12 protein-coding genes are annotated in these 15132 nt (G+C 47.8%); 11 read left to right on the top strand and 1 reads right to left on the bottom strand.

Translation table 11 applies throughout. The features are described 5' to 3' along the window. Nucleotides 1-94 precede the first annotated feature (94 nt). The 9 genes from PXY01_RS05085 (at nt 95) to PXY01_RS05045 (ending at nt 10590) form a co-directional block, all read left to right on the top strand. A complete protein-coding gene (locus tag PXY01_RS05085) occupies nt 95-1048 on the top strand; it encodes a quinone oxidoreductase family protein (protein WP_127567927.1) in 954 nt (317 codons plus the stop codon). 8 nt (nt 1049-1056) lie between these two features. Then, the gene (locus PXY01_RS05080) at nt 1057-1491 is read left to right on the top strand and encodes a MarR family winged helix-turn-helix transcriptional regulator (RefSeq protein WP_127567925.1); all 435 of its coding nucleotides are present in this window, start codon (nt 1057-1059) and stop codon (nt 1489-1491) included. Nucleotides 1492-1890: 399 nt separating this feature from the next. Next, nucleotides 1891-3978 carry a BglG family transcription antiterminator gene (locus tag PXY01_RS05075; protein ID WP_127567922.1) on the top strand — a complete coding sequence of 696 codons (2088 nt, stop codon included), beginning with the start codon at nt 1891-1893 and terminating at the stop codon, nt 3976-3978. Next, nucleotides 3975-4274, top strand: coding sequence for a PTS sugar transporter subunit IIB (locus PXY01_RS05070; protein WP_127567920.1), 300 nt, complete (start codon nt 3975-3977; stop codon nt 4272-4274). Before PXY01_RS05075 ends, PXY01_RS05070 begins: the two co-directional genes overlap by 4 nt. 10 nt (nt 4275-4284) lie before the next feature. Then, nucleotides 4285-5553 carry a PTS ascorbate transporter subunit IIC gene (ulaA, locus tag PXY01_RS05065; protein ID WP_127567918.1) on the top strand — a complete coding sequence of 423 codons (1269 nt, stop codon included), beginning with the start codon at nt 4285-4287 and terminating at the stop codon, nt 5551-5553. 155 nt (nt 5554-5708) lie between these two features. Next, nucleotides 5709-6764, top strand: coding sequence for an ABC transporter substrate-binding protein (locus tag PXY01_RS05060; protein WP_127567917.1), 1056 nt, complete (start codon nt 5709-5711; stop codon nt 6762-6764). 41 nt (nt 6765-6805) lie between these two features. Beyond that, a complete protein-coding gene (locus PXY01_RS05055) occupies nt 6806-8464 on the top strand; it encodes an ABC transporter permease (RefSeq protein ID WP_127567915.1) in 1659 nt (552 codons plus the stop codon). Further along, nucleotides 8464-9537 carry an ABC transporter ATP-binding protein gene (locus PXY01_RS05050; protein ID WP_127567913.1) on the top strand — a complete coding sequence of 358 codons (1074 nt, stop codon included), beginning with the start codon at nt 8464-8466 and terminating at the stop codon, nt 9535-9537. The genes PXY01_RS05055 and PXY01_RS05050 overlap by 1 nt, the downstream gene beginning before the upstream one ends. Before the next feature lie 30 nt (nt 9538-9567). Then, entirely contained in the window at nt 9568-10590 is a 1023-nt protein-coding gene (locus PXY01_RS05045) for an ABC transporter substrate-binding protein (protein WP_246027803.1), read from the top strand. Between the two features lie 249 nt (nt 10591-10839). Here PXY01_RS05045 and katG read toward each other — a convergent pair whose 3' ends face one another. After that, nucleotides 10840-13032: a catalase/peroxidase HPI gene (gene katG / locus PXY01_RS05040; protein ID WP_127567911.1), complete on the bottom strand. Its 2193-nt coding sequence runs from the start codon at nt 13030-13032 to the stop codon at nt 10840-10842. A 329-nt stretch (nt 13033-13361) separates the two neighbouring features. Between katG and PXY01_RS05035 the strand changes: the two genes are divergently transcribed. Next, nucleotides 13362-13616 carry a prolipoprotein diacylglyceryl transferase family protein gene (locus PXY01_RS05035; protein WP_246027802.1) on the top strand — a complete coding sequence of 85 codons (255 nt, stop codon included), beginning with the start codon at nt 13362-13364 and terminating at the stop codon, nt 13614-13616. 226 nt (nt 13617-13842) lie between these two features. Beyond that, the gene (locus PXY01_RS05030; RefSeq protein ID WP_127567909.1) at nt 13843-15132 is read left to right on the top strand and encodes an acetylornithine deacetylase; all 1290 of its coding nucleotides are present in this window, start codon (nt 13843-13845) and stop codon (nt 15130-15132) included.

Genomic DNA, 15132 nt, shown 5'->3' with positions numbered 1-15132 from the left:
AATATTCGAAAAATACGTGCATATTGCACATATTTGTGCTACAGTATTTATGTGCAAACCGCACATATTATCCTAAAAGGAGAGATTCAAAACGATGAAAGCGGCAATTGTAAAGCAGGCAGGGGCAGCTCCAGTATTTGGTCAATTCAATTCACCAGTTGCGGCAGAAGGTCAAGTAGTCGTTAATGTTACGGCAGCAGCTTTAAGTAAGCTGAGTAAGTACCGTTCGATGGGGCTGCATTACTCTTCAGAAGGAAACTTTCCAATCGTAGCTGGTGCAGACGGTGTTGGGACGTTGGAGGATGGCTCTCGCGTATATTTTGCTATTCCTAATGCACCATACGGTAGTTTGGCGGAGCAAACGCTTGTTAACGTCAAGATGATGATTCCGCTGCCGGATGGTATTGATGATGCGATTGCAGCTGCTATCGCTAATCCAGCAATGTCGTCATGGGCTGCTCTAGTATACAAGGCGCACTTCAAACCTGGCCACACGGTTCTAATCAATGGCGCGACTGGTTCATCCGGAAACTTAGCCGTTCAGATCGCTAAGTATCTGGGAGCTGCCAAAATCATTGCGACTGGACGTAACGAAGCAAAACTGCGAATGCTGGGGGCTGATGAAATCGTTGCATTCGATATGACAGTTGAAGGAGGGGAACAAAAGTTTGAAGATGCGTTGATGCCCGTTATTGCTAAAGGGGTAGACGTAGTATTGGATTATCTGTGGGGCGACAGCGCTCTTGCCATTATGACGGCTATTGCTAAGGGCGGTGCAGATCGGGTAACTCGCTTTATTAGTATCGGAACCTCGTCGGGTCAAGAGAACGTTGAAGTTTCCTCCTCGATTCTTCGCGCTTCGTCCATTGAATTGCTAGGAAGCGGCGGCAGAAGTGTATCGCTAGCTAATATGGTGTCATCTGCAAAAAGCGTTTTGGAGCTGGCTGCTAAGGGAATCATTAAAATCTCCATCGCGGAGTACGCTTTAGAAGATATCGAGGCGGCTTGGCATGCACCCTTGACTCCTCGGCCAGTCATACGGGTATAATAGTATGCATGGAAGAGAAAATTTTTAGAGCGCTAATTGATTTATTTGCAATTTTTAATCGGCCGGATCGTGATAAGAAGCTGATGGCAAGCGCCGGCGTACATCTGGAGGATGCAGCCTTTCGAGTTCTCGTTGGCATCGGGCATCTTCAATCGACGAGCGTTGGTGAATTGGCCGATATGATGGGAAGAAACTACTCGAGTGTCAGTCGCCAGATTGATAAATTAGAGGCGGCAGGATTAGTGCGTACGTACCCATCGGCTGAAGATTCTCGTATACGTGTGTCTGAATTGACCGAGAACGGGAAGGAGATTAATTCATTCATTCAAACGACACGCGAACGCATTATGCGCGAAGCATTAAGGGATTGGAAGGCTGAAGACAAGAGCAGCTTGTTAGATTACTTGACTCGTTTGTCCGATGTGTTAAAGAAATTCGACTAGATCAGGAAACTAATCAGACGAAGAATTATTGGACCCTTTGCTTAGCAAGGGGTTTTATTTTGCTAATGAAGATGAGCTTCGATGTACTCCATTAAATCACCCGGAGGCTCGTTGTTTCCTTATTACTTATTATATATAAGGATGGTAGCTTCTGAACGCAGCTCTACTGCATAACTGCCTTGGTAACCGTCATCTCTTCCTGAGTTATAGGGATAATGCACCAAAAGGTTTCATGCCTAGTCCGTTACTAAATTAGAATTAATTACTTCACATGAAAGTAATTACTTTTTTTAATTTTGCAACATGGTTTAGAATACGGGCATCGTAACTTATAATAGACATTGTAATGCTGCAATCAGACATTATGGGATATAACAAACAAGGAATTCGGGTGAACAAATGATTAGTAGCAGACAACAGCGTTTATTAAAGCAGCTTATCGAAGCAGATGACTATATCACACTTCAACAAATAAGTGAAATGTACAATATATCGGATCGAACGGTTCGTCACGATCTGTTGAACCTCGAGGACTGGCTTCGCAAGCATGGTGTGCTGCTCATCCGCCATCGAGTGAAAGGGGTAAAGCTGCAGCATGAGATGGAACAGCTGCAGCTGCTCAAGCAGGAGATCCATCAGCACCCGGACTATATGGATTCTAAACAGCGGATTACGTCGCTTCTAAAGCTGTTGTTGAAAGAAAACAATGTATCTATGGAACAAATAATAGAGGACTATCGGATTAGCAAGAGTACGCTGCTCACCGATTTGAACGAGATTAAGATCTGGCTTCAGGAGCGGCGGTTAACGGTTCACAAATCACGAGGGATTCTGTCTGTTACGGGCAGTGAGCAGGCGATGCGAAGAGCATATCTGGAGCTGCTGCGTACTGAAATTACAGAAGACAAGCTTTTGCGTTATATGTTTGATCGAAATGAAGAGAAGTCGAAGAACTTATCTCCGCTCTATATATGGTTCAAAGCAGAAGATGTCGAGGTGATATTTAACGCGCTGCAAAGTCTCGAAGCAGCCATGAGGCTGCAGTTTTCGGATACGGGGTATACGACCGTCACGCTGCATATTTTGATGGCGATGGAGCGGATTAAGCATCGTCATTCGATCGAAATCGATTCTCAGCTGCTAGAGGAGCTTCAAGAGTCGGAAATGTATCATCTCATCGAGAACCATATTACGCCAATGATTGAAGCTCACTTCAAAGTCAAGCTGCCGGCATCAGAGATTGGCTATATTACACAGCATATGCTAGGAGCGCAGAAGCAGCGTGTACCGGTGAAGGATCTTATCTTCGTTAATTTAGCAGAGGAAATAATTAGGCGCACAGAGGATGAGCTTGGATACCGTCTGAAGCTTTCTGAACAGGTTATTCAAGGTCTGGCGATCCACTTGAAGCCAGCAGTATACCGGGCCAAATTTAATCTCCAGTCCAAGAATCCGCTGCTAGCGCAATTGGAGCAGCAGTATGGCTCACTTCTTAACATTTTGGAACGCGTTGTGAACGAGGTCATTAGAAGCATGTCCATCTCGTTCGGACGGGATGAAATTGGCTACATCCTGCTTCATGTTGCGAGCGGTATTGTACCGCAGGTGATGAATGTTAACAAACGGGTGATTATTGTATGCGGCTCGGGAGTCGGCACCTCGGCGCTGATTAAGCAGAGGTTGTCCTTTATTTTTCCGCAGCTTGAGGTCGTAAGGACATGCTCGTATAAGGATGCAGTTGAATTGACGGCATTCGATACGGATGCAGTGCTGTCTACCGTTGATATCGGCCATTCGCTTCCTATTCCTTGGCTGAAGGTGTCTCCGCTGCTGACAGCCAAAGATCAGCGTAACATAGCGGATTATTTCGGTCTCCCTTATAAGGGTGAGAATGTGACGGCGCTGGCGATTCAGTCGGTAAATAGTATGATTAAGATTATCGAACGGAATGCTTCTATTCATAATCGCAATAAGCTGGTAGAGGATTTATTGTTCTTTCTACAAGGAGGAAGCGTGGGTGACAACGAGTCAGCGAATTCATTAGTCGAGCTGCTCCCTGTATCATCCATTAAGCTGCAGATCGATTCGAATGACTGGGAAGCCGCGCTTAGATATGGAAGCCAATTATTGATAGATCGAGGTGCCTCAGGCATTCATTATGAGCAGAAGCTTGTCGATATGGTTAATAGTAATAAGCACTCCTTTCTCATTCACGAAGGCGTATACTTCCCGCATGCCTATATGCCGGAGGATGTAATGCAGACGGCATTCAGTCTTGTAACCTTTAAAGAGCCAATATTATTTGGACCATCTAAGCATCCGGTGTGGCTCATGATTATACTTGCTGCTATAGATAAGGAGAGGCATATTGCTGCACTAAGTACTTTGCTTGAAGCTCTTAATGATGCCGAATTCATGAGCTGCTTGCGGACTGCGATGGACGCAAATGAAATTTGGGAGCGTTTGCATAAGAGGGAGGTCCAATGAAACAAATTGTTGTTGCCTGTAACAGCGGTCTAGGGACTAGCCTTATGATTCGTTTAAATATTGAGGCGCTGATGAGGGAGTTGGGCCTCGAGGTTGTTGTCGAGCATACTGACGTTACATCACTGAGAGCGCATAATGCAAAGCTTATCGTTTGTTCATCCTACATTATGGATTCCATTGAGGTCGCTGACGATAAGGAAATAATTGGACTGGATGATATTATGGATCGCCAATACTTGAAGCATGAGCTGATGAATAGCAAGGTGTTTCTGAAGTGGCTGTCTGAAACAGAATAGGTGAATGAGGATGAATCCATCGCAATGGTTTCATAATGGCTTATTAGGCGAGCCAGCATTGATGCTGGGGTTTATTGCTCTAGTTGGGCTGCTGCTGCAGAGGCAGTCTGCCCAGAAAATATTAAGCGGCACGATTAAGACGATGCTTGGCTTTAAAATTATGCAAATTGGTGCCAACGAGACTGGCTCGTCTCTGTCTAATATGTCAGCCGTAATCCAGAACAGCTTTCAGATTATCGGCATAATCCCTCATAATGAAACGATTACCGCGATGGCTCAAATGAATTATGGCGAGGAAATCGCAGTCATTATGATGGTCGGAATGATTCTACACTTGTTAATCGCAAGGTTCACGCCTGTTAAATATATTTTTCTAGCTGGACATCAGGTGCTGTTCATGTCTGCTATGCTTGCTTCATTGCTGCTGTCAAGTGCGTTCGGAACATGGCAGACGATGCTGATTGGTGGAATTGTGTTAGCATTGAGCATGACAGCCGCGCCAATGCTATCACAGGTTTATGTGCGTAAAGTAATCAGCGGGAATCAACTGGCAATCGCTCAATTTAACAGTACGGGCTATTTGCTGGCCGGCTTCATCAGTTCCTTCTTTAGGTCAAGAAAACAGGAGAAGCCTCGGGAGCTGAAGAAGACGAAATTAAGCGGCTTGTTTCAAGACCATATGGTCGTTATTTTCGTCTTTACTTTCTTACTCTTTGCGATCGCAAGTGTCTTCTCTTCATCCGGAAGCATTGAAGGCATGTTCGGAGGACATCATTATATTGTGGAGTCGATTATTCAAGCTACCTGGTTTGCCGGAGGCTGTTATATCGTACTAGCGGGCGTAAGAATGATGCTTTCGGAAATTGTGCCTGCCTTCAAAGGGATTTCAGATCGGATCGTGCCGGGGGCTATTCCCGCGCTTGATTCTCCTGTATTGTTCAGTTATGCGCCGATTGCTGCCGTAACGGGATTTCTGCTCAGCTTTGCTGGCGGGTTAGGGGCTATGATTGTTATGCTGCAGCTGCAATATACGGTTATTATTCCAGGCGTTATTCCGAACTTCTTCTCGGGGGGCGCAGCCGGTGTAATTGCCTATCATATGGGTGGCAAGAGAGGACTCGTTATTGCCTCATTGCTGCATGGTTTTGTTCTTAGCTTAATGCCGGTATTTCTCGTACCTCTGTTGTCTAACTTAGGCTACTTGAGAGTGACCTTCGCCGATCTCGATTACTCTGTAGTCGGTATTATTATTCATATGATTGTACGTTGGTTTATATAGGCGATAAGTTATAGGTGTGATGGACTGCTGAGGCAGTCTATTTTTTTTGTATATTTTTTTGCCGAAGCAAACGGCAAAACGTTAATCTAACGCTTGTGTAAACGTAACCAATATAATAAAAACTGTTCCAAACATAAAGAGGAGGTCACACAGCAATGAAAAAATCATGGATCGGTAAGGTGGCAGTACTCGCCCTTACAGCAGCATTGTTCACAGGTTGCGGCTCGAATGCAACGAAGGACGATTCGAACGAGTCGGGATCCGAGAAGAAGCTGGACGGTAAGTTGACCGTATATGTTGGTTTCCAAGAAGATCATGCCTTGAAGGCAATTGAGCTCTTCACGAAGGAAACGGGCATTAAAGCAGAAATGATTCGGATGTCCGCAGGTGAGATTCTGGCTAAAGTCCGTGCAGAGAAGGATAACCCGCAGGCAAGCGTATGGTATGGCGGACCTGCCGATACGTTCGTACAAGCTACAGAGGAAGGTCTGCTGGAAGCTTATAAATCGCCAGTTGCCGAAGTTATTGATCCGAAATATAAAGATCCAGACGGATATTGGACTGGCGTATACGTAGGTGCAGTAGGCATTGCATCTAACAAACAATTCCTTGAGAAGAACGGTCTTGAAGCTCCAGATTCTTGGGAAGACCTGCTTGATCCTAAGCTGAAAGGCGAGATCGTAATGGCCTCCCCAGCATCCTCGGGTACGGCATATACGACGATCTACAGCATTCTGAAGGTTCTAGGCGATGAGGAAAAAGGCTTTGATTACTTGAAAAAGCTGCATCCGCAAGTACAGCAATATACGACAAGCGGCTCCGCTCCAGGACGTATGGTTGGCTTGGGAGAAGCTGGCGTAGGCATTCTGTTCGCACATGACATTATTAAATACCAAGAAGAAGGCTACGACAACCTCATTATGACGTTCCCAGAAGAGGGTACAGGTTATGAGACGGGCTCGATCGGTATTATTAAGAACTCGAAAAACCAAGAGCTTGCTAAAGCGTTCGTTGACTGGTCGCTTGGAACTTCCGCACAAGAGCTTGGTAAAACAGTAGGCAGCTTCCAAAACCTGACGAACCCTAACGCTGTTGGTCCGGAACAAGCAGTTGATTTGACTAAAATCAAACTCGTTGACTATGACATTAAGGATGCAGGTGCACAGCGTCAACGTCTGATCGATAAATGGAATGCAGAAGTAAGTAAATAATATCTTTTCATTCCCACCGTCCCGAAAGGAGAGAAGCTTGAATGAGCACGATGTACAAGAGATTCAAGCGAGAGCCGCTCCTGCCGATCTTAATCGTGTTGGTATCGCTCTGCTTAATTGTCTTTATCGTATTCCCATTATATCAAATTACGAAAGCTAGCTTCATGACGAATGATGGGCAATTCGGGATGGATGGGTACAAAAGAGTGTTGTCGGGCGGGGGGCTTTCACGCTCCCTGACCAACTCTTTGGTACTCGCAGCTATCTCGGCTACTTTGTCTACAGTCATCGCTTATATGTTCGCTTATACATTTGCTTATGTGAAAATTCCGTTTAAAAAGCTGTTTAATGCAATCGCAATTTTACCGGTTATTTCACCACCATTTGTAATCGCTCTATCTGCAATGCTGCTGTTAGGTAAGCAAGGATTAATAACTAAACATCTGCTCGGACTGGAGAATGCGAATATATACGGGCTGCACGGTCTGGTACTTGTACAGACGCTAAGCTTCTTCCCAATTGCATTCCTTACCCTGTCCGGACTGTTGCGTTCGATTAGCCCTTCGCTTGAAGAAGCGAGTCAAAATATGGGTGCCAGCAAATGGAAAACCTTCGTATCGGTTACGCTTCCGCTTTCCGTGCCAGGCATTGCTAACGCATTCCTGCTCGTCTTTGTCCAATCGCTCGCGGATTTCGGTAACCCGATGACAATCGGCGGTAACTATTCCACTGTAGCACGTGAAATTTATTTGCAGGCTGTAGGTAGTTACAATATGCAAGCAGGCGCCGCACTGGCTATGCTGCTGCTAACGATTACGATTTTAGTTTACATTATTCAGAATTTCTGGGTTGGTAAGAAAAGCTATGTAACGGTAACGGGTAAACCAACTGGTCAACGGAGAATGATCGAGAGCGGTCCTGCCAAAACGGCTCTGTTCATTTCCAGCATGGTTGTCTCCGTAGTCGTTATTGCGTTCTACGCGCTAGTACCAGTAGGATCTTTCATCAAGCTGTGGGGTGTCGATAACAGCTTTACGGTGGATCACTACAAATATGTATTCGATCTGGGACAAAAAGCTGTGTTTGATACGCTTAAGCTGGCCGTTATCGCAACACCAATTGCAGGCTTGCTGGGCATGATCTTTGCTTACTTAATTGTTCGTACGAAATTTAGAGGCAAGAAGACTCTTGAGGTCGTCAGTATGCTATCCATTGCGGTACCAGGTACTGTAATCGGTATCGGATACATCCTGGCCTTCAACAAAGCACCGCTTGCATTGACCGGTACAGGTATCATCATTGTGGCCGCGTTCGTCGTTCGTGCGTTGCCGGTAGGTATTCGCTCCGGCGTAACGGCGCTGCAGCAGATTGATCCAAGTATTGAAGAGGCTGCAACGAATTTGGGTGCAGGCCGGGCAAAAGTATTTACCAGCGTTGTGCTGCCGCTTATTAAATCGGCCTTCTTCAACGGTCTGGTCAACAGCTTTGTTAAGAGTATGACGGCGATGAGTGCTGTAATCTTCCTCATCTCCGCGAAGTACAATCTCATTACCGCCTCGATTATGGCTCAGGTTGAGAATGGGCGGATCGGTGTTGCAAGCGCCTATTGTACGATTCTGATCATTATTATGGCTATTGCATTAGTATTGCTGAATATGCTAGTGAAATGGCTCAGCGGCACGAAAAGGGGGAGCTATTAATGGCAAAGACAGTTAGCTTAAGGGGCGTTAATAAATCTTACGGATCGGATAAAGGCACTAAAAACTATGCCGTCAAAGACGTCAACCTTGAGATCGAAGCAGGGAAATTCGTTACGCTGCTTGGACCGTCTGGCTGCGGCAAAACTACGACTCTTCGCATGGTTGCGGGCTTTGAGGAAATTTCGGAAGGCGACATTTATTTCGGCAATGAGAAAGTAAACGATATTCCTCCGAATCAGCGCGATTGCACGATGGTATTCCAATCGTATGCATTATTCCCGCACATGAATATCTTCGAGAATGTTGCCTATGGTTTGAAGATTAAAAGGCTCTCGAAGGATGAAATCGTAAAGAAAGTTAATGATGTATTAAAAATTATGAATTTGCAAGAATATAAGGAGCGTACACCTTCCCAGCTGTCCGGCGGACAACAGCAGCGTGTTGCCCTGGCTCGTGCACTCGTAATGGAGCCTGGTGTCCTTTTATTCGACGAACCGCTGTCCAATCTCGATGCTAAGCTTCGTGTCGTCATGCGTGACGAAATTCGCCGTATTCAACAGCAAATCGGTATTACCGCGATCTATGTTACGCATGATCAAAGCGAAGCGATGAGCATGAGCGACCTTGTTATTGTTATGAATAAAGGGAAGATTGAGCAAGTCGGCAGCCCTATTGAAATTTATCAACGCCCTCAGACAAGATTCGTTGCTGATTTTATCGGAACTGCGAATTTCGTAGATGGAACGGTACGAGCTGTAGAAGCGGACCATATTGTCGTGCATACGAGCTCCGGAGATCTGAAGGTTAAACGTACCGGTTTTAAAGTGAATGATAAAGTTACGGTTGTCATAAGACCGGAAGCCATTACGCTGACGAAAGGAACCAGTCACGTAGGCATCGTTCGAAAAAGCGTATTTATGGGACAAAACCAGGATTATGAGGTCGAATACGAAGGGCAGATCATTCAAATTTCGGTGCCTAACCCGATTTTTGAAGAGACCTTCGCTGTAGGCTCTTCTGTGTCGCTGCAATTTGCGGAGCATTCTCTCCACGTCATACCTGCTAACTCGTAGTGTAGTGTAGAAAGTGGGAGGTCGTCAGCTATGATTCGGAAGCGGTTTTCTATAGTCCTTCTGATGCTGGCAATTACAATATTCGCCACTACCTCCTGCAGCAGCGGGAAATCGAATGGATCGCTTGTCATTTATGCAGGCTTGTATGAGGATCATGCTATAAAAGCAATTGAAACCTTTCAGAAGGAGACCGGTATTAAGGTCTCCTATGCGAGGATGTCTGCCGGCGAAGTGCTGGAGCGTATTCGGAAGCAGAAGGATAATCCGATAGCCAGCGTATGGTTTGGCGGAACGGGAGACACCTTCGTGCAAGCGAAGCTCGAAGGTCTTCTGGAGCCTTACGAATCGTTGAACGCGCGATTGATCGATACGGAATATAAAGATCCAGACGGGTATTGGACCGGTATATATATTGGCTCCGTTGCATTTGTATCCAATAAGAAATGGCTTCAGCAGATGGGCTTGAACGCTCCAGATTCCTGGGACGATCTATTGAAACCAGAATATAGAGGGATGCTTGCAATGGGGTCGCCCCATTCATCTGGAACAGGGTATACCGTTATTTCGACGCTCGTTCAGTTGTACGGTGAGGATAAGGCTTTCCAATATCTGCGTAAGCTGAACGAGCAAAGCCCGACGTATACGACCTCTGGCAGCTTATCGGGGAGAGCGGCAGGCATGCGCGAAGTTGGGACTGCGATTGCCTTCTCACATGATGCGATCAAGTTCTATAAGGAAGGGTTTCAGGATATCGTCATCTCTTTCCCTAAAGAAGGTACGGGATATGAGATTGGCGGAGTTGCTATTATTAAGAATGGTCCCAATATGGAGGAAGCGAAGAAGTTTGTCGACTGGGCGCTGACCAAGCAGGCTCAGGAGCTGGGGAAGCAGGTCGGTAATTATCAGTTGTTGACGAACAAGGATGCCAAGTCTCCTAAAGAGGCTATCGCGCTCGAGTCAATTAATGTCATACCTTATGACATTAATTGGTCCGGCAGCAACCGGGAACGGCTGATAAACAAATGGCTTCACGAAGTCTATAAGAAAGATTAAGCAGCTTGCACATACGCGATGTGAAGCTGCTTTTTTATTTGACAACTGTAGTGCCAATGATGCCTTTTGTCCACTATCCCTTCCACTCAGGAGAAGGGAATGAAGCTTTCTGGCTGCTGAGCAAAATCGTTTACATACACGGACCATAGTGATGCTGACCAACAGCTTTTCCTGAGCGAAGGGGAGAGTGACCCAAAGGGCTAGTGCCTAAGAGTCACTCATTCGATGCAGTAAGCTTCAGCGAATCGATTAATTGCTCTGCTTCAGATCGAATCGATCCGCGTTCATCACTTTAACCCATGCTGCAACAAAGTCGCGAACAAATTTCTCTTGGTTGTCATCCTGGGCGTACACTTCTGCAAGTGCGCGAAGAACAGAGTTCGAGCCGAACACCAGGTCAACAACGGTCGCTGTACGTACAACCTCGCCTGTCTTACGGTCGCGGCCTTCGTATATGACGGAATCGACCGGCCTCCATGCTACACTCATATCAAGCAGATTCACGAAGAAGTCATTCGTAAGCATACCGACACGATCAGTGAATACGCCATGCTTCGTGCCTCCGAAGTTGGTGCCTAGAACGCGCATGCCGCCAATAAGCACGGTCATTTCCGGAGCAGTAAGGTTGAGCAGCTGCGCCTTGTCGATGAGAAGCTCGGCTGCGCTGACGCTGAGCTGTTTCTTCTGATAGTTGCGGAACCCGTCTGCAATCGGCTCCAGCACCGCGAAGCTCTCTACGTCGGTGTCTTCCTGAGATGCGTCGCCGCGTCCAGGTGAGAATGGCACCGTGATGTCAAAGCCGGCATCTCGTGCAGCTTTCTCGACTGCGGCGCTGCCGCCGAGCACGATCAGATCGGCTATGCTGACTTTTTTATCAAAGCCTTGTTGAATGCCTTCAAGTATCGTAAGCACCTTCGTCAGCTGCTCCGGTTGGTTGACCTCCCAATCTTTCTGCGGAGCTAAGCGGATACGGGCACCGTTCGCGCCGCCGCGCTTATCGGAGCCGCGGAACGTGCTGGCCGAAACCCATGCTGTTGTGACGAGCTCGCTGACGGTAAGACCGGAGTCAAGTATTCTGGCTTTCAGCTCTTCGATCTCTGCTTCTGTCAATGTATTATCGACAGCTGGAATCGGATCCTGCCAGATGAGAACCTCTTCCGGTACTTCCGGCCCCAAATATCTAGCTCGCGGACCCATGTCACGGTGGGTAAGCTTGAACCAAGCGCGGGCGAAAGCGTCGGTGAACTCTTCCGGATTCTCATGGAAGCGGCGCGATATTTTCTCATAGACAGGATCTACGCGCAGCGCCATATCTGCGGTCGTCATGATCGTCGGAACGCGAACGGATGCATCTTCAGCGTCTGGCGCAAGATGATCGTCGGCTGGGTTGACGGCTACCCATTGATGGGCGCCCGCCGGGCTCTTCGTCAGCTCCCATTCGTAACCGAACAGCATATCGAAGTAGCCGTTGTCCCACTGGGTCGGATTCGGAGTCCACGCGCCTTCGATGCCGCTTGAGATGGCGTTCCGGCCTTTACCGGAGCCGTGCGAGCTGATCCAGCCCAAGCCTTGCGCTTCGATAGGGGCTGCCTCTGGTTCTGGACCAACAAGAGCAGCATCGCCTGCGCCATGAGCTTTGCCGAACGTATGACCGCCGGCTATGAGAGCCACCGTTTCTTCATCATTCATGCCCATGCGGGCGAACGTTTCGCGGATATCTTGGCCGCTTGCTAGCGGGTCTGGATTGCTGTTAGGACCTTCCGGGTTAACATAGATCAGGCCCATTTGAACAGCCGCAAGCGGATTTTCAAGCTCGCGGTCGCCTTTATAACGTTTGTCGCCTAGCCATTCCGTTTCCTTACCCCAATATATATCTTCCTCTGGATGCCAAATATCCTCGCGTCCGCCGCCGAAGCCAAACGTTTTGCCGCCCATTGATTCAATTGCAACGTTGCCGGTCAGAACGAACAGATCGGCCCACGAAATTTTGTTGCCATATTTTTGTTTAATCGGCCACAGCAGCCGACGTGCTTTATCGAGGTTGGCGTTGTCCGGCCAGCTGTTAAGCGGGGCAAAACGCTGCGAGCCGCTGCCGGAGCCGCCGCGTCCGTCGCCTGTCCGATAGGTGCCAGCGGAGTGCCAAGCCATGCGGATAAAGAGTGGACCGTAATGGCCGTAATCGGCAGGCCACCAATCTTGACTGTCTGTCATCAGCTTGCGAAGGTCTTCCTTCAGCGCGTAATAGTCTAGTTTGCTAAACTCTTCTCTATAATTAAACTCTTCACCCATCGGATTCGATTTGCGGTCATGCTGATGAAGAATATTTAGGTTAAGCTGGTTGGGCCACCAATCCCGGTTCGACGTGCCGCTCGATTGGTGAGTCGTAGCGCTGCCGTGATGGAAAGGACATTTGCCTGAGCCTTGGGAAAAAGCTGTATCCATATAATCATCTCCTGCTCGTTATTTAGAATTATTATAAATTAGGTGCTGATCTAGTTATAAAGCTAATGACACTTGAAATCAATGAAACTGAACGATCTTTCATGTAATCTTCATTCAGCGTTCATGTACAGGCTGGAAGGTGAACGGCGGGTGTGGCGAACATGAGCGGGCAAACAGATCTTGCATTCTAATTCATTTATATTAGGATGAGGTCATGGTTAGTCCTACGGAATCAATGAGATCGTAATTGATACTAATGTGCAGCAATATTACACTGTGGTAGAAACAAGGTTTTAACGACAGCATGATTTGATCTGAGGGCGGCAGAGATGAAGAGCAGCAGTCAGGACATTATCATGTGGGGAGAGAGTATGTATAACGAGTTAATTAAAATCGGTCCAGTCACGATTTATGGATATGGACTGATGATCGCGCTCGGGATTCTGTTGGCATACAGACTGGCGGTTTATCGGGCGGCTAAACGTCAATTGGATTTAACGCGTTTCAACTCATTGGCGGGTTGGAGCGTAGCAGGCGGATTTGTTGGGGCCAAGCTGCTGTACTCTAACTCCCATTGTCAATAGACTACTTATAAGCTATAGTGAAACTATCCACTATTTAATTTCATATCGAACTGCGGGGGCTGGATGAAGTCTGGCTGAGATTGGGAACGTATTTTCCCTGACCGTTAATCTGAACCAGGTAATGCTGGCGTAGAGAATGTCATGGATTGTAACCATTCGTCTATTCTCGAATGGTTTTTTTCATTTGTTCCCGCCCGCTCGCGTTCCAAGCGAAGGAGAGCAAGCTATGAGTAACTCAATAACGATTCAAAAGCTTCAGCAGCAAGTGGACGCCAGACAGGACGAGCTGCTTGCGCTGCTAGGCGAGCTGATCGCTTTTCCGACTGTCAGTCCGCCAGCGCGGAATACGATGTTGGCTCAGCAGTTTCTAGAGCAGCAGCTGAGGGCATGCGGCTTCGAGACGGAGCTGTGGGAAGTGTACCCCGGCGATCCGAATGTAACGGGAGTGAAGCGCGGCACCGAGCGCGATGCTTATCGAAGCTTGCTGCTGAACGGTCATATGGATGTCGCTGAAGTGGGAGACAGCCGAAAGTGGCAGGTCGACCCGTTCAAGCTGACGTTGAAGGAAGGCAGAGCTTATGGCCGAGGAACTGCAGATATGAAAGGCGGACTCGCTGCTCTATTATTTGCGGTGAAGCTGCTGACAGAAGCAGGCGTGGAGCTGAAAGGAGATTTGTTGTTCCACTCGGTTATTGGCGAAGAAGCCGGTGAAGCTGGCACACGCGCTTGTATGGAGAAGGGGTGTCAGGCAGATTTCGCTGTCGTTGCAGATACGAGCGGATTAGCGATTCAAGGGCAGGGCGGTGTTATTACCGGATGGGTGACGGTGCAAAGTCCCGTTACTTACCATGACGGTATGCGGTCGAGAATGATCCATGCCGGAGGCGGAGTGAGCGGTGCAAGCGCAATTGAGAAAATGGCCAAGCTCATTACAGGGCTTCAAGAGCTGGAGCGGCATTGGGCCGTAACCAAATCGTATCCGGGATTCCCGCCTGGGTCGAATACGATCAATCCGGCGGTAATTGAAGGCGGCCGCCATGCGGCGTTTATTGCGGACCGGTGCTCGCTGTGGATTACGGTACATTTTTATCCGAATGAGGATTATGAGTCAGTTGCTGCCGAGATCGAGGATCATTTGCTTCGGGTAGCGGCAGGCGATCCGTGGCTGCGGAACCATCCGCCGACCTTCCACTGGGGAGGACGGTCGATGATCGAGGAGCGGGGAGAAATTTTTCCGTCCTTAGAGCTGGATACAGAGAGCGAAGGGTTCAAGGCACTGGTGATGAGCCATGAGCATGTGCGCGGTATTAAGCCTCAGTCAGGCATGAGCCCAACGGTTACCGATGCCGGCTGGATCGGCCGATTTGGAATTCCAACAGTGATCTACGGACCGGGGGAGCTTGCCCATGCCCATGCAGTAAATGAAAGTACGGACATCCAAGAACTGTTAGATTACACGAAGATTATGATTGCCTTCATTGCGGATTGGTGCAACCGTCCAAAATGCGCATGTTAA

Origin of the sequence: Paenibacillus xylaniclasticus, from assembly GCF_004001065.1 — a bacterium.
In the GTDB taxonomy this organism is placed as follows: domain Bacteria; phylum Bacillota; class Bacilli; order Paenibacillales; family Paenibacillaceae; genus Paenibacillus_T; species Paenibacillus_T xylaniclasticus.
The sequence above is the reverse complement of the archived record's forward strand: the minus strand, read 5'-3'. Positions and strand labels throughout refer to the sequence as shown.